Below are 16,234 nucleotides of genomic sequence, written 5' to 3' on the forward strand. Positions count from 1 at the left end.
GGCCTGTTTTCGTGTGTCCGCACAGACATGGGCAGGCGCTAGCCTGTCGGTCATGCCGATCTCCGAGTCCCACGTCGGACGGGTGTATCCCGCAACCGAGCCATATGTCGTCAGTGCCGCCAAGGTGCACGAGTTCGCCGCCGCCCTCCAGGACGACAGCCCCGCCTACACGGGCTCCGATCCGATCGCCCCGCCCACGTTCGCGATGGTCATCGGCGCCGCCGCCTGGGGCGCGCTGTTCTCCGATCCCGAGTTGGGGCTCGAACTGCGCCGCACGGTTCACGGCGAGCAGCGATTCGACTGGGACCGCCCCCTGCGCACCGGGGACGCCGTCACCGGAACGCTGTCGATCACGAAGTTCCGCGCCCGCGGTGCGACCGAGATGATCACGATCGCCGTCGAGGTGGCCACGACCGAGGGGGAGCGGATCTGCACCGCGACGTCGACCCTCATCCACAACCGGGAGGTAGCCGCATGATGAGCGCCCTGGACGCGGTCGAGCCCGGAACCGTGCTGCCCTCGCTGACGGTGCGATTCACCCGCACCGACCTGGTGCGGTACGCAGGCGCGTCCACCGACTTCAACCCCATCCATCACTCCGATCGCGCCGCGGCCGAGCTCGGCCTCGACGACGTCATCGCCCACGGCATGCTCACCATGGGCACCGCCCTGCGCGTCGTCACGGACTGGGTCGGCGACCCGGGCCGCGTCCTCAGCTATGCGGTGCGTTTCACGCGCCCGGTGCGGGTGCCCGATACGGCCGACGGGACGGCCGTCGACATCGAGGGCGTCGTGAAGGCCGTCGCCGACGGGGTCGCGACCGTGTCGATCGAGGCGCGCTGCGGCGGGGAGAAGGTCCTCGGCGGTGCGGTGGCCGAGGTCCGCGTTGACTGAGCGGCTGGCCGATCACACGACTCTGGGCGTGGGTGGACCGGCCGCGGAGTTCGTGACCGCAACGTCCACCCCGGATCTCATCGCGGCCGTGGACGCCTGCGATGCGGCGGGCGAGCCTGTCCTGCTGCTCGGTGGCGGGTCGAACCTGCTCGTGGCCGACGAGGGCTTCCCGGGCACGGTCGTGCACATCGCGACCCGGGGCGTCGATGCGGCCGAGTTGCCCGGTGGCGGCATCGGCGTCACCGTCGCGGCGGGGGAGAACTGGGACGCGTTCGTCGCACGCACGGTCGCCGCCGGGTGGGCCGGCCTGGAGTGCCTGGCGGGAATTCCGGGGCTCACCGGTGCGACGCCGGTGCAGAACGTCGGTGCGTACGGCGCGGATGTGTCGCAGACCATCGCCCGCGTGCAGGTCTACGACAGGTATCACCGGGTGACGATGACCTTGTCGAAGGCCGACTGCCGGTTCGGGTACAGGGACTCGGTGTTCAAGCAGGATCCCGACCACTACGTCGTCCTGGCCGTGGTGTTCCGCCTGGGCGTCGGCGGTGAGTCGGAGCCGCTGCGGTACGCCGAACTCGCCCACAGGCTCGGCCTGGAGCCGGGGGATCGGGCACCCGTCGCCGCCGTCCGCGCCGCGGTCCTCGACCTCCGCGCCGGGAAGGGCATGGTGCGCGATCCCGCCGATCATGACACGTGGAGCGCGGGGTCGTTCTTCACCAACCCGATCCTGACGGCCGCTGAGGCGGATGCGTTGCCGCCCGAGGCGCCGCGCTACAGGCAGCCGGACGGGACGGTGAAGACGAGCGCGGCGTGGCTCATCTCCGGTGCCGGCTTCGAGAAGGGGCACGGCACCCCGCCGGCCACGCTGTCGACGAAGCACTCCCTCGCGCTCACCAACCGCGGCGGAGCGACGGCAGCGGATATCCTGGCCCTCGCGCGCGAGATCCGCTCCGGCGTCGAGGCCGCCTTCGGTATCACGCTCCGGCCGGAGCCCAACCTGGTGGGCTGTCGGCTCTGAACCGGTGTGGCAGCGTCCGGTTCGACTCGTGGGGCCGGACGACGTACACTAACGATCTTGGTGAGACTTGCCAGTCTGTGTGGCGTGCCCGCGGGCGAGAGTCGAACCGGAGGGCAATAGCTCAACTGGCAGAGCAGCGGTCTCCAAAACCGCAGGTTGGGGGTTCAAGTCCCTCTTGCCCTGCTGCAGGCCCCGCGCCTGTTAGCACGACCCGATCTCGACCAGAAGGACATCCGCGTGGCCGGTACAGACGAGACCGATTCTCCCGAGTCGGCTCCCTCTGCTGTGACGCCGGATGACTCGGCCGACAGCGACCTGACCGCAGACCTCCCCGGCGAGATGCTGGCGGAGGATCTTGTGGATCCCGACGAGTACGAGGTCGCGGCCGACGAGACCGAAGCCGAGGAGCTCGACGCCGTGTCGGCGCGCGACCTCGACCCCGCCGAGGTCGATGAGCGGATCGCACCGCTCGACTTCGAGGTCGACGACGAGGAGCAGCTCGCCGAGGCCGAGGCCGCCGCTGCGGTGGCCGCGTCGTCGCGTCCCGAGCGCCGCAAGCGCCCGGTGCGCCGGGCCCCTGTCGACGACGAGGCCGAGGACGAGGTCACGCCCACGAGCGCTGCGTCTCCCGACGAGGCGGAGGGCGGGCTGGGCTCGCGCCGGCCGCAGCGGCGGACCGCTGCCGCGGAGGCGTCGGACACGGGCAAGAAGAAGGTCTCGGCGAACAAGAAGAAGAAGGGCAAGGCGCGCGCCCGTCGCACCGGCCCCGTCCAGTTCACGCGTGAGTCGGTCGGGGAGCTCAAGAAGGTCGTATGGCCGACGCTCCCGCAGTTGCGGCAGTACTTCATCGTGGTGCTGCTGTTCGTCGTGCTCATCATCGCCTACGTGGGGCTGCTCGACCTCGGGTTCGGCGCTGGTCTGCTGTGGCTGTTCGGGCGGCAGGCCTAGGAGGTAGGGGATCATGACCGAGAACGAAGACTTCGCGCTGAACGCCGACGACATCGAGATCGACCTCGGCGTCGACGACCCGGCCGACGAGGTGGCCGACGACCTTGAGCTGAACCTCGACTTCACGACGGACGCCGATGAGGACGAGAACGATGTCGAGGTGGACATCGACGCGGGCACGTCGGAGTCCGAAGAGGCCGTGATCGAGCAGTTGCGTGAGCGGCTGCGCGGTGAGGTCGGCGATTGGTACGTCGTGCACACGTACTCCGGCATGGAGAATCGCGTGAAGCAGAATCTCGACAGCCGCGTGCGGGCACTGGGCATGGAGGACTACATCTTCGAGACGGTCGTCCCGACCGAAGAGGTGCAGGAGATCCGCAACGGAACCAAGCGGAACGTCACGCGCACCGTCCTTCCCGGCTACGTGCTCGTGCGCATGGAGATGACCGACGAGTCCTGGGCCGCCGTGCGGCACACGCCGTCGGTCACAGGCTTCGTCGCTCACGCGAGTTCGCCCGTGCCCCTCGGCCTCGATGAGGTCGTCAAGATGCTTGCCCCCGCTGCCCTCGCGAAAGCCGCCGCCGAGTCGTCCGGCCAGAGCCCGCAGCGGAAGCGCAAGGTGGAGGTCGCCGACTTCTCCGAAGGCGACTCCGTCATGGTGGTCGACGGCCCGTTCACGGGCGTTCACGCGACCATCACCGAGATCAATGCGAAGAGCCAACGCCTGAAGGCACTGGTGGAGTTCATGGGACGGGAGACCCCGGTCGACCTGACCTTCCGCCAGATCCAGAAGGTCTAGGGGTCGCATATGGGCCGTTCCCGCGGCCCCAGCCATACCGGCTGCCAACCACGGCGGTCCGACCAGCCGCCACGAGATAAGCAAGGACCCAGGAAACATGCCTCCGAAGAAGAAGGTCGCGGCCATCGTCAAGGTTGCCTTGAACGCCGGCGCCGCGACTCCCGCACCGCCCGTCGGGACCGCTCTCGGTCCGCACGGCGTCAACATCATGGACTTCGTCAAGGCGTACAACGCTCGCACCGAGGCCATGCGCGGCAACGTCATCCCCGTCGAGATCACGATCTACGAGGACCGGAGCTTCACCTTCATCACGAAGACTCCTCCCGCCGCGGAACTCATCAAGAAGGCCGCGGGCCTGGCCAAGGGCTCGGCGCGACCGCATACGGACAAGGTGGGCACGATCACCTCCGATCAGGTGCGTGAGATCGCCCAGACCAAGCTCCCCGACCTCAATGCGAACGATGTCGAGGCCGCGATGAAGATCGTGGCGGGCACTGCTCGTTCCATGGGCGTCGTCGTCGACGGCTGACCCGACCCGTGGGAGGGCCTGCGCGGCCCGCACCACATCTGGTGGCGGTCGCAGACCGCCGGACAACGAAGGAAACCAGTCATGAAGCGCAGCAAGGCATACCGGGCGGCCGCCGAGGCCCGTGACCCGGAGCAGGTGTACTCGCCCGCCGAGGCCCTGTCGATCGTCAGGCAGAACGCCTCGGCGAAGTTCGACGAGACCGTCGAGGTCTCCATGCGGCTCGGGGTCGATCCCCGCAAGGCCGATCAGATGGTGCGCGGCACCGTCAACCTCCCTCACGGTACGGGCAAGACGGCGCGGGTCCTCGTCTTCGCCACCGGTGATCGGGCCGAGGCGGCGCTCGCCGCCGGAGCGGACGAGGTCGGCGCCGATGAACTGATCGAGAAGATCCAGGGCGGTTACCTGGACTTCGACGCCGTCGTCGCCACGCCCGACATGATGGGCAAGGTCGGCCGGCTCGGTCGCGTCCTGGGGCCGCGCGGTCTCATGCCGAACCCGAAGACCGGGACGGTCACGATGGACGTCGCGAAGGCCGTCTCCGACATCAAGGGCGGCAAGATCGAGTTCCGCGTCGACCGCCACGCCAACCTCGCATTCATCGTGGGCAAGGCGTCGTTCGACGCGCCGCAGCTCGTGGCCAACTACTACGCGGCGCTGGACGAGGTTCTCCGACTGAAGCCGTCGGCGGCCAAGGGCAAGTACATCAAGAAGATCACGGTGTCCTCCACGATGGGACCGGGTGTCCTGGTGGATCCGTCCGCCGCGAAGGCGCAGGACGCCTGACGCGCAGCGAACAGTGGCCCCGCACCGGTTTCGGTGCGGGGCCGTCTGGTTCCCGGAACCGTGACGAAGCCCGCCGGGTGGGACCCTGCGGCGACCCGCCGGGAGCCGTTGCCCGGGCGGGCATCTTCAGATGAGTCAACGACCACCATGCGGGCATCCGCGATGAGTAAGCTCGCCGATTTGGCTGTCCGGCGGCGCCTGGCCTAGAGTGAGTTCGGCCGAAGACCGCCGGTGAGTTCGCGTGCGAACTCCTAAGATCGACTCGATGCCCGCGCAGGTGACAGTTCACGCTCCATGAGCCCGACGTCCGCCGCCTGCGCGCGCGGACGTTTTTCTTTCCCGGTCGTCTCGGTTCTCAAGAGAAGTGGGAAGGAGACCCATGGCGAGGCCGGACAAGGCCGCTGCGGTCGCGGAGATGAAGTCTCAGCTCGAGAACTCCGACGCAGCGGTGCTGACCGAGTACCGCGGACTCACCGTCAAAGACCTGAAGGAACTCCGCAGGTCTCTCGGAGGGGACGCCACCTACGCCGTCGCGAAGAACACCCTGGCAGCGATCGCCGCGAAGCAGGCCGGTATCGAGGGGCTCGACGAGCACCTCACCGGTCCGACGGCGATCGCCTTCATCAACGGTGACATTGCCACCGTGGCGAAGAGCCTGCGTGACTACGCGAAGGCCAATCCGCTTCTGGTCATCAAGGGTGGGATCATCGACGGGCAGGTGCTGGACGCCGCCGCGGTGAAGAAGCTGGCCGATCTGGAGTCGCGCGAGGTTCTCCTCGCGAAGCTGGCCGGGGGCATGAAGGCCTCCCTGGCGCAGGCAGCCTCCTTGTTCGCCGCTCCGCTCGGCCAGGCGGCACGCGCCTTCGGCGCGCTGTCGGCCGCGGCCGCGGAGAACCCCTCCCTCATCGGTGGCGCGGGAGCGCCGGCCGACCAGGAGCAGACCGCCGCAGCACCCGCTGCGACGGACGCCTCGGAGCCGCAGAGCGCCGAGATCACCACCGACGCGGCTGACGCTGCATCTACCGAGGAATAAGGAAGGACGAGCCACAATGGCGAAGCTGAGCAACGACGAACTCCTTGACGCGTTCAAGGAGATGACCCTCATCGAACTCAACGATTTCGTGAAGCTGTTCGAGGACACCTTCGGTGTCACCGCAGCCGCGCCGGTCGCGGTCGCCGCGGCTGCTCCCGTCGCCGGTGGCGGCGGCGAGGAGGCGGCAGCCGAGGAGGAGACCTCCGAGGTCGACGTGATCCTCGAGGCCGCGGGCGACAAGAAGCTCCAGGTCATCAAGGAGGTTCGTGCGCTGACGAGCCTGGGCCTGAAGGAGGCCAAGGATCTGGTCGACAGCGCCCCGAAGCCGGTGCTGGAGAAGGTCGCGCGCGACGCGGCCGCCAAGGCGAAGGAGGCCCTCGAGGCTGCCGGCGCCACGGTTTCCGTCAAGTGAGCCTGACGCACTGAGAACAGATCAGCGGCGAGCCCCGGCTGGGGCTCGCCGCTGTGCGCTGTGCGCTGTGGGGTGGGTAGCCGACCGGGGACGGGCGGCAAACTCAGTTATGGACGAAGCGTGGTGCAATCCGTCGCCGACAGGTGCGTCGAACGGGCTGACCGATGGGGGCGAACTGACCGATGGGGGTCAGCGTTGTGGTCAGCGGCCCCACTTGAAGGGCCAGTCGCCCTGGCCGGCCAGTTGCACGGAGCTGGTGTCCTGCGGAGTGTCGCCCTGCCCGGCGTTCTGGTGCCCGATCCCACCAACGGCGATCGACGAAAGGCCGATCGTGGCGGTAGCGGCGATCGCGACGATGATGCGGCGTGCGGACCTGCGCATCGTTCCCCCTACGAATGGTGACGTGTCGTGTCTGACTCCCGAAAAACTACTTAGCGCTTGACTAGTCTGTCAAGTCTTGACAAGACTGACGACAAGTGTTGACGCTTCACGGCGAGTAAGGAGCTGAATCACATGGCGGTCACCCAGCCAGCTTTCGGGGTCCGGTTGCGGCAACTCCGGCGTGAGCGTGGGATGTCCCAAGTGGAATTGGGCGGTGAACAGTTCACCGGGTCCTACATCTCTCACCTGGAGAGCGGCCGGCGGGAGCCCACCCCTGCCGTCACGGCGTTCCTGTCCGAACGGTTGGGCGTTACCTCCTTCGAGGTGTTCCCCGAGGAGGCTGCGTCCGTCCGGGACGGCAGTTCCGACCTTGAGACGTTGGAGCACCTGCTCGCTGCGGAGCGGGCCTGGCACGACCAGGAGTGGCGTCTGGCGACCCGGAACGCGGGCCGGGCGGCGGCGCTCGCGGCGGCCTCCGGCAACGCCGAACGCGCCTGGGAAGCACGCTTCGTGCTCGCTCAGGCGCTGTTGTCCGACGGCGACTATGGCGCGGTGTCGCGCCTGGCGAAGGAGCTCATCGACGACCAGGTGGCCTCCAGGTCGGCGAGCCTGAAGTCGCAGGCGCTGTCCCTGATGTCCGTCGCCAGTCGCGCGTCGGGCCACCTCACCGACGCGATCACCTGGGGCGCGCGGGCCGTGGAGGCGTCCCGCGAGACGGCGGTGATGCTGCAGGCCGAGGCCGTGATGGCTCTCATCGGGGCCCGTAGCGAGGCCGGCGATCGCGGCCATGAGCTCGTGGAATTGTGCCACTGGCTAGGGGAACTGCGCGAAGAAGTGGAGTCGGGGTATTCACGGGGGCTGATCTCGTGGACCCTGGGCACGGCTGCGTTCCAGCGCAAGGACATCGCTCGCGGGATCCACCATCTGGAGGGCGCGCTCGAGCACATCAAGCCGCAGCGGGATCTGCGGATGTGGGCACGCCTTCACAAGACGATCGCCAACAACCGCGTCGAGGCCGGCCTCGACGAGGGCGTGGAGACGAGCCTGCAGTTGGCGCGCGAGGGGCTGCGTCTCGTGGGCAACCCCTCCGACCTTCTGGAACTCCACCTCGTGGAGGTGAAGGTGGCCTACCGGGACGGAGACCATGCTCGGGCGGAGTCGCTCGTGCGGCACTGCCTGGCGGAGGAGGCCCTGCACCAGGCGGACCACCTCGCGGGCGAGGCGGAGCGGCTGCTCGGCGAGATCTGCGTGGCCCTCGACAAGTCGAAGGAGGCGAAGGAGGCGTTCGCGCGGTCGGCCACCCGGTTCGAGTCCGCGGGAGCCTTCGGTCAGGCGAGCGCTTCCTGGCACCTGCACGCGCAGACGTCAGAATAAAACCTGTCAAGAAACTTGACAGTAGCTCTGGTGTGTGGGTTAGATAGTCCCATCTGGCGCATCCCCCGAGGCGTCTGATGGAACCCTGATGAGTCGGTGTTTGCGAGGCTCCCCCCGGAATTTATGCCTTGCAAACACCGACTCAGGTTCGTTCCGGGGCCCTGTCACCCTCGCGGGGTGCCGAGCCGCCCCTCACGTCCGTGAATGTCACGGGCCGTTCCCCCCGTTCCCTGGTTCCGCCTCTCGGCGAGATCCTCGACCCCGGGCGGGACGGACAGGGCCGGGCTGAGATCCGGCCACCTCCTCGGCCGGATGTGTATCGCAGGCCGCGGTCGCGCGCTAAGCTGGCGCCCGGTTGGCCTCTGGCCCTCATCGGAGAGGTCTTGGAGTTGCGCGTGCCGAGTTCGTCGGCTACTCTTGCTATTTGCCCCTGCGCTGTCCCCTGCCCGTGCTTGACATGGGTGCTTCAGCCTGCAAAGAACCGGCCCGCCGGATTTTGTGGAAGGACCATATCTTGGCCGTCTCGCGCACTGCGTCGAAGAACACCAATGTCATCTCCCAGAGTGGCCGCATCTCCTTCGCGAAGGTGCACGAACCACTCGAAGTCCCCAACCTGCTGGATCTCCAGGTCGAGTCTTTCGACTGGGTGATCGGGAGCCAGGTCTGGCGCGATCGTGTCGCGACAGCCCTGGCTGAGGGCAGGACAGACGTCAACACCAAGTCCGGTCTGGAGGAGATCTTCGAGGAGATCTCGCCGATCGAGGACTTCTCCCAGACGATGTCGCTCTCGTTCCGCGACCATCGCTTCGAGGATCCCAAGTACACCGTGGAAGAGTGCAAGGATCGCGACGTCACCTACTCGGCCCCGCTGTTCGTCACAGCCGAGTTCATCAACAACGAGACGCTGGAGATCAAGAGCCAGACCGTCTACATGGGCGAGTTCCCGCTGATGACGGACAAGGGCACGTTCGTCATCAACGGCACCGAGCGCGTCGTGGTCAGCCAGCTCGTCCGGTCGCCCGGCGTGTACTTCGAGCAGACGCCCGACAAGGCGTCCGACAAAGACATCTTCACGTGCAAGATGATCCCGAGCCGCGGGGCATGGCTCGAGTTCGAGATCGACAAGCGCGACATGGTGGGCGTGCGCGTCGACCGCAAGCGGAAGCAGAACGTGACAGTGCTGCTCAAGGCCCTGGGCTGGACCAATGAGCAGATCCTGTCCGAGTTCGGCGACTCGGAGTCGATGCGGCTCACCCTGGAGAAGGACCACACCGCCAACACCGACGAGGCGCTGCTCGACATCTACCGCAAGCTGCGTCCCGGCGAGCCGCCGACGCGCGAGGCCGCGCAGGCGATGCTGGAGAACTACTACTTCAACCCGAAGCGGTACGACCTGGCGAAGGTCGGCCGGCACAAGATCAACAAGAAGCTCGGGCTGACCCAGCCGTTCGATCAGCAGGTGCTGACCGTCGAGGACATCGTCGCCGCCATCCGCTACATCGTGGCGCTGCACGAGGGCGTGACGGAGACCCCCGAGGGTCTGCCGGTCGAGACCGACGACATCGACCACTTCGGGAACCGCCGGCTGCGCACCGTCGGCGAACTCATCCAGAACCAGCTCCGCACCGGCCTCGGCCGCATGGAGCGTGTCGTCCGCGACCGGATGACGACGCAGGACATCGAGGCGATCACGCCGCAGACGCTGATCAACATCCGTCCCGTCGTGGCGGCGTTGAAGGAATTCTTCGGGACGTCGCAGTTGTCGCAGTTCATGGACCAGACCAACCCCGTTGCCGGGCTGACGCACAAGCGGCGCCTGTCCGCCCTCGGTCCCGGCGGTCTGTCCCGTGACCGCGCCGGCATGGAGGTCCGCGACGTCCACCCGTCCCACTACGGCCGGATGTGCCCGATCGAGACCCCTGAGGGACCGAACATCGGCCTCATCGGGTCGCTCGCGTCCTTCGCGCGGGTCAACGCGTTCGGCTTCATCGAGACTCCGTACCGCAAGGTCGAGGACAGCCACATCACCGACCAGGTCGACTACCTGACGGCCGACGAAGAGGACCGCTACATCATCGCCCAGGCGAACGCGCCGGTCGACGACACCGGCAAGTTCATCGAGGACAGGGTTCTGGTCCGCGTCAAGGACGGCGACGCCGAGGAGGTGCCGGCGGCCGAGGTCCAGTACATGGACGTCTCGCCGCGACAGATGGTGTCGGTCGCGACCGCGCTGATCCCCTTCCTGGAGCACGACGACGCATCGCGCGCCCTCATGGGTGCCAACATGCAGCGCCAGGCCGTGCCGCTCATCCGCAACGAGGCCCCGCTCGTCGGAACGGGGATGGAGTACCGCGGCGCCGTCGACGCCGGCGACGTGACGGTCGCAGGGCAGGCCGGCGTGGTCACGACCGTGACGGCCGACCTCATCGACATCGCGAACGACGACGGGACCTACCAGACCCACCGGCTCAGCAAGTTCCGCCGTTCGAACCAGGCGACCTGCATCAATCAGCGCCCGCTGGTGACCGCGGGGCAGCGGGTCGAGGTCGGCACACCGCTGGCTGACGGGGCCTGCACGGACCAGGGCGAGATGGCGCTGGGCCGGAACCTCCTCGTCGCGTTCATGCCCTGGGAAGGCCACAACTACGAGGATGCGATCATCCTCAGCCAGCGCCTGGTCCAGGACGACGTCCTCACCTCGATCCACATCGAGGAGCACGAGGTGGACGCCCGCGACACGAAGCTCGGTCCCGAAGAGATCACCCGTGACATCCCGAACGTCGGCGAGGACATGCTCGCCGACCTGGACGAGCGCGGCATCATCCGGATCGGGGCGGAGGTCGGCACCGGCGACATCCTCGTCGGCAAGGTCACGCCCAAGGGCGAGACGGAGCTGACTCCCGAGGAGCGGCTGCTGCGCGCGATCTTCGGCGAGAAGGCGCGCGAGGTGCGCGACACGTCGATGAAGGTGCCGCACGGCGAGACCGGCACGGTCATCGGTGTCCGGGTGTTCGACCGCGAGGAGGGCGACGAACTGCCCCCTGGCGTCAACCAGCTCGTTCGCGTGTACGTCGCGCAGAAGCGGAAGATCTCCGACGGCGACAAGCTCGCCGGACGCCACGGCAACAAGGGCGTCATCGCGAAGATCCTGCCGCAGGAGGACATGCCGTTCATGGAGGACGGCACGCCGGTCGACATCGTCCTGAACCCGCTCGGCGTCCCCTCGCGGATGAACGTCGGACAGGTGCTGGAGATGCACCTCGGCTGGATCGCCAAGTCCGGTTGGGACATCGAAGGAGTCGACGAGCCGTGGGCCGAGCGGCTCCGGGACGTCGGGCTCACCCGCGTGCCGGCGGATTCGCGCCTGGCCACGCCGGTCTTCGACGGAGCCAACGAGGAGGAGATCCACGGTCTGCTGGAGCATGGTCTGCCGCAGGCCGACGGGCTCAAGCTCGTGGACTCGGGCGGCAAGGCGCGCCTGTTCGACGGGCGGACCGGCGATCCGTACCCCGAGCGGGTCGGTGTCGGCTACACGTACATGCTGAAGCTGCACCACCTGGTCGACGACAAGATCCACGCGCGGTCGACCGGCCCGTACTCGATGATCACGCAGCAGCCGCTGGGCGGTAAGGCCCAGTTCGGCGGGCAGCGGTTCGGCGAGATGGAGGTGTGGGCGCTGGAGGCGTACGGCGCCGCCTGGGCGTTGCAGGAGTTGCTCACGATCAAGTCCGACGACGTGCCCGGACGCGTGAAGGTGTACGAGGCCATCGTGAAGGGCGAGAACATCCCCGAGCCGGGTATCCCGGAGTCGTTCAAGGTTCTCGTCAAGGAGATGAAGTCCCTGTGCCTGAATGTCGAGGTGCTGTCGTCCGACGGGCAGGTCGTCGAACTGCGCGACTCCGAGGATGACTTCCGGTCCGCCGAGGAGTTCGGCATCGACCTGTCCCGGCGTCCCGGCGCGGACTCCTTCACCGTGGTCGACGAAGTCTGAGTCCGGCTCAGTCAACCCATTCACGACCCACAACTTCCTACCGGTGTAGGAGAAAGTGACACAACGTGCTTGACGTCAACTTCTACGACGAACTGCGCATCGGGCTGGCGACCGCCGACCAGATCCGTGAGTGGTCCCACGGCGAGGTGAAGAAGCCGGAGACCATCAACTACCGCACGCTCAAGCCGGAGCGCGACGGGCTGTTCTGCGAGAAGATCTTCGGTCCGACCCGCGACTGGGAGTGCTACTGCGGCAAATACAAGCGGGTGCGGTTCAAGGGCATCATCTGCGAGCGTTGCGGCGTCGAGGTGACCCGCTCCAACGTCCGTCGCGACCGCATGGGCCATATCGAACTCGCCGCGCCCGTGACGCACATCTGGTACTTCAAGGGTGTCCCGTCGCGGCTGGGATACCTGCTGGACATCGCGCCGAAGGACCTTGAGAAGGTCATCTACTTCGCGGCCTACATGATCACCGCGGTCGACGATGAGGCGCGTCACCGCGACCTGCCCTCGCTGGAGGCCAAGATCGAGGTCGAGCGGAAGCAGCTCGAGAAGCGGCGCGATGCCGACATCGAGGCCCGCATGCAGAAGCTGGAGGAGGACCTCGCTCGGCTCGAGGAGGAGGGCGCCCGCGCCGACGTCCGCAAGAAGGTGCGCGACGGGGCCGAGCGCGAGGTCAAGCTGCTGCGTGATCGCGCGCAGCGTGAGATCGACCGCCTCGGTGAGGTGTGGGACCGGTTCAAGGGTCTGAAGGTGCAGGATCTCGAGGGCGACGAGATCCTCTACCGCGAGATGAAGAACCGCTTCGGCAAGTACTTCGCGGGTTCGATGGGTGCCGAGGCGATCAAGAACCGCCTCGCGACGTTCGATCTCGAGGCCGAGGCGGCGCAGCTCCGTGAGACCATCAAGGTCGGCAAGGGGCAGCGCAAGACCCGCGCCCTGAAGCGGTTGAAGGTCGTGTCGGCGTTCCTGCACACCGAGAACTCGCCGTCGGGCATGGTGCTGGACGCCGTCCCGGTGATCCCGCCCGATCTGCGCCCGATGGTCCAGCTCGACGGCGGACGGTTCGCCACCAGCGACCTCAACGATCTGTACCGGCGGGTCATCAACCGGAACAACCGGCTGAAGAGGCTCCTGGACCTCGGCGCGCCCGAGATCATCGTCAACAACGAGAAGCGGATGCTGCAGGAGGCCGTCGACTCGCTGTTCGACAACGGTCGCCGCGGCCGGCCGGTCACCGGGCCGGGCAACCGTCCGCTGAAGTCGATCTCCGACATGCTGAAGGGCAAGCAGGGCCGGTTCCGCCAGAACCTGCTCGGCAAGCGCGTCGACTACTCGGGCCGCTCGGTCATCGTCGTCGGCCCGCAGCTCAAGCTGCACCAGTGCGGTCTGCCGAAGGCGATGGCGCTGGAGCTGTTCAAGCCGTTCGTGATGAAGCGCCTGGACGATCTCAACCACGCCCAGAACATCAAGTCGGCCAAGCGAATGGTCGAGCGGCAGCGCCCGGTGGTGTGGGACGTCCTCGAAGAGGTCATCTCGGAGCACCCGGTGCTGCTGAACCGCGCCCCGACGCTGCACCGGCTCGGCATCCAGGCGTTCGAGCCGCAGCTCATCGAGGGCAAGGCGATCCAGATCCATCCGCTGGTGTGCACCGCCTTCAACGCCGACTTCGACGGCGACCAGATGGCCGTGCACCTGCCGCTGTCGGCCGAGGCGCAGGCCGAGGCCCGCATCCTGATGCTGTCGACGAACAACATCCTGAAGCCGGCCGACGGGCGTCCCGTCACCATGCCGACGCAGGACATGATCATCGGCCACTACTACCTGACGCTGATGCGTCCGGGACGTGTGGGCGAGGATCGGGTCTTCGGCAGCATCTCCGAGGCGCTCATGGCCTATGACCTCGGCGAGCTGGACGTCGGTGCACGGTGCCGGATCCGGTTGCGGGGCATCGTCCCGCCCGCGAAGAACGAGTTGCGCGCCGACGGCACGATCCTGCTGGAGACGACGCTCGGCCGGGCGCTGTTCAACGAGGCCCTGCCGGCCGACTACCCGTACGTGAACGGCGAGGTCGGGAAGAAGAAGCTGGGCCAGATCATCAACGATCTCGCCGAGCAGTACCCGAAGCAGCAGGTCGCCAACACCCTCGACAACCTGAAGGACATCGGGTTCAAGTGGGCGACGCGCAGCGGTGTCACCGTGTCGATGGCGGACGTCCTCACGCCGCCCTCGAAGCCGCAGATCCTGGCGGGGTACGAGGCCAAGGCCACGAAGATCGACAAGCTGTACGACCGTGGCCAGGTGACCGAGGAGGAGCGCCGACAGGAACTCATCCAGATCTGGACCGACGCCACCGCCGAGCTGAGCGCGGCGATGGAGGCGAACTTCGACAAGGACAACCCCATCTACATGATGGTTCACTCGGGTGCCCGTGGAAACATGGTGCAGATGCGGCAGATCGCCGCCATGCGCGGCCTCGTGGCCAACCCGAAGGGCGAGATCATCGCCCGGCCCATCAAGTCGAACTTCCGTGAGGGCCTGTCCGTGCTGGAGTACTTCATCTCCACCCACGGCGGTCGGAAGGGTCAGGCCGACACCGCGCTGCGGACAGCCGACTCCGGCTACCTCACCCGACGGTTGGTGGACGTCTCCCAGGACGTCATCATCCGCGAGGAGGACTGTGGCACCGAGCGTGGGCTCACGAAGGTGATCGCCGTCGAGGACAACGGCGCGCTCGTCGCCGCGGGCAACAACGAGACGTCCGTGTACGCGCGGACGCTCGCGGCCGACGCGGTGGACGAGAAGGGCGAGGTGCTGCTGGCGGCCGGGGTGGATCTCGGCGACGTCAACATCAAGCGGCTCGTCAAGGCCGGAATCCGCGAGGTGAAGGTCCGTTCCGTCCTCACCTGCGAGTCGGCTCTGGGCACGTGCGCGATGTGCTACGGCAGGTCTCTGGCCTCCGGCAAGCTCGTGGACGTGGGCGAGGCCGTGGGCATCGTCGCTGCCCAGTCCATCGGCGAGCCCGGGACGCAGCTCACCATGCGTACGTTCCACACCGGTGGCGTCGCGGGCGACGACATCACCCAGGGCCTGCCTCGCGTCGTCGAGCTCTTCGAGGCCCGTACGCCAAAGGGCAAGGCGGCGATCGCCGAGGCCAGCGGCCGGATCAAGATCGACGAGACGGATCGCAGCCGGAAGCTGATCATCGTTCGCGACGACGGCGAGGCCGATGTCGAGTACCCGGTGGGGCGGCGCGTGCGCCTGCTCATCGAGGACGGCGACCATGTCGAGGTCGGTCAGCAGTTGCAGGCCGGTACCCCCGACCCGCAGGACGTCCTCCGTGTCCGGGGTGTGCGCAAGGTGCAGGAGCACCTGGTCGAGGAGGTGCAGTCGGTCTACCGGACGCAGGGTGCGCCGATCCACGACAAGCACATCGAGATCATCATCCGGCAGATGCTGCGGCGGATCACCGTCATCGAGTCGGGCGACTCGTCGATGCTGCCCGGTGAGCTGGTGGATCGGGCCTCCTACGAGCAGGAGAACCGCCGGATCGTCACCGAAGGCGGCCAGCCCGCCCAGGGCCGGCCGGTTCTCATGGGCATCACCAAGGCGTCGCTCGCGACCGAGTCGTGGCTGTCGGCGGCGTCCTTCCAGGAGACGACGAAGGTGCTCACCGATGCGGCGATCCACGCCAAGTCCGACCAGCTCGTCGGCCTCAAGGAGAACGTCATCCTCGGCAAGCTGATCCCGGCGGGCACCGGTCTCGAGCGGTACCGCAACATCCGCGTCGAGCCGACGGCCGAGGCTCGGGCGGCGGCGTACTCGCTGAACTACGACCCGTACGACTACGACTTCGGTGCGGGCAGTGGTGCGGCGGTGCCGCTGGAGGAGTTCGACATCTCCGACCTGCGCTGAATCCGGGCAGACGAAACGGGGCGTCCCTGCGGGGGCGCCCCGTTTTCGCTCGCTCGCGGTGGTTCCGACAGGGCACCGGTCTTTGAGCTTGTCGAAAGGACGTCTGGGGTCACGTTGGTTTCGACGGGGCACCGGTCCTTGAGCTTGTCGAAAGG

The 16,234-nt window shown here is 67.4% G+C and carries 13 protein-coding genes and 1 tRNA gene; 13 read left to right on the plus strand and 1 reads right to left on the minus strand.

From position 1 onward, the window contains the following. Nucleotides 1-52: 52 nt before the first annotated feature. From G555_RS0112655 to rplL, 10 genes are all read left to right on the plus strand, one after another. Nucleotides 53-478, plus strand: a complete 426-nt coding sequence (locus tag G555_RS0112655) for an FAS1-like dehydratase domain-containing protein (protein ID WP_028709140.1) — start codon at nt 53-55, stop codon at nt 476-478. Beyond that, nucleotides 478-894, plus strand: coding sequence for a MaoC/PaaZ C-terminal domain-containing protein (locus G555_RS0112660; protein WP_028709141.1), 417 nt, complete (start codon nt 478-480; stop codon nt 892-894). Before G555_RS0112655 ends, G555_RS0112660 begins: the two co-directional genes overlap by 1 nt. Then, on the plus strand, nt 887-1,912 hold the full coding sequence (locus G555_RS0112665; protein WP_028709142.1) for a UDP-N-acetylmuramate dehydrogenase: 1,026 nt from the start codon (nt 887-889) through the stop codon (nt 1,910-1,912). The genes G555_RS0112660 and G555_RS0112665 overlap by 8 nt, the downstream gene beginning before the upstream one ends. Before the next feature lie 110 nt (nt 1,913-2,022). Then, a tRNA-Trp gene (locus G555_RS0112670) sits at nt 2,023-2,095 on the plus strand. 54 nt (nt 2,096-2,149) lie between these two features. Next, nucleotides 2,150-2,860 carry a preprotein translocase subunit SecE gene (gene secE / locus G555_RS21945; protein ID WP_245581267.1) on the plus strand — a complete coding sequence of 237 codons (711 nt, stop codon included), beginning with the start codon at nt 2,150-2,152 and terminating at the stop codon, nt 2,858-2,860. A 13-nt stretch (nt 2,861-2,873) separates the two neighbouring features. Next, entirely contained in the window at nt 2,874-3,659 is a 786-nt protein-coding gene (nusG, locus tag G555_RS0112680; protein ID WP_028709144.1) for a transcription termination/antitermination protein NusG, read from the plus strand. A 97-nt stretch (nt 3,660-3,756) separates the two neighbouring features. Next, nucleotides 3,757-4,188, plus strand: a complete 432-nt coding sequence (gene rplK, locus G555_RS0112685) for a 50S ribosomal protein L11 (RefSeq protein WP_028709145.1) — start codon at nt 3,757-3,759, stop codon at nt 4,186-4,188. 81 nt (nt 4,189-4,269) lie between these two features. Next, complete coding sequence (rplA, locus tag G555_RS0112690; protein WP_028709146.1) at nt 4,270-4,971, plus strand: 50S ribosomal protein L1; 702 nt, start codon at nt 4,270-4,272, stop codon at nt 4,969-4,971. Nucleotides 4,972-5,350: 379 nt separating this feature from the next. Then, nucleotides 5,351-6,004: a 50S ribosomal protein L10 gene (gene rplJ, locus G555_RS0112695; RefSeq protein WP_028709147.1), complete on the plus strand. Its 654-nt coding sequence runs from the start codon at nt 5,351-5,353 to the stop codon at nt 6,002-6,004. 16 nt (nt 6,005-6,020) lie between these two features. Next, on the plus strand, nt 6,021-6,416 hold the full coding sequence (rplL, locus tag G555_RS0112700; protein ID WP_028709148.1) for a 50S ribosomal protein L7/L12: 396 nt from the start codon (nt 6,021-6,023) through the stop codon (nt 6,414-6,416). Nucleotides 6,417-6,617: 201 nt separating this feature from the next. Here rplL and G555_RS0112705 read toward each other — a convergent pair whose 3' ends face one another. After that, entirely contained in the window at nt 6,618-6,797 is a 180-nt protein-coding gene (locus G555_RS0112705) for a hypothetical protein (protein ID WP_028709149.1), read from the minus strand. A gap of 132 nt (nt 6,798-6,929) precedes the next feature. Between G555_RS0112705 and G555_RS0112710 the strand changes: the two genes are divergently transcribed. The 3 genes from G555_RS0112710 (at nt 6,930) to G555_RS0112720 (ending at nt 16,079) form a co-directional block, all read left to right on the plus strand. Continuing rightward, nucleotides 6,930-8,171 carry a helix-turn-helix domain-containing protein gene (locus tag G555_RS0112710; RefSeq protein WP_028709150.1) on the plus strand — a complete coding sequence of 414 codons (1,242 nt, stop codon included), beginning with the start codon at nt 6,930-6,932 and terminating at the stop codon, nt 8,169-8,171. Between the two features lie 514 nt (nt 8,172-8,685). Then, nucleotides 8,686-12,162: a DNA-directed RNA polymerase subunit beta gene (rpoB, locus tag G555_RS0112715; protein ID WP_156887551.1), complete on the plus strand. Its 3,477-nt coding sequence runs from the start codon at nt 8,686-8,688 to the stop codon at nt 12,160-12,162. 65 nt (nt 12,163-12,227) lie between these two features. Then, nucleotides 12,228-16,079 carry a DNA-directed RNA polymerase subunit beta' gene (locus G555_RS0112720; RefSeq protein WP_028709152.1) on the plus strand — a complete coding sequence of 1,284 codons (3,852 nt, stop codon included), beginning with the start codon at nt 12,228-12,230 and terminating at the stop codon, nt 16,077-16,079. Nucleotides 16,080-16,234 lie beyond the last annotated feature (155 nt).

The sequence above is a fragment of the Propionicicella superfundia DSM 22317 genome (assembly GCF_000423465.1).
Classification (GTDB): domain Bacteria; phylum Actinomycetota; class Actinomycetes; order Propionibacteriales; family Propionibacteriaceae; genus Propionicicella; species Propionicicella superfundia.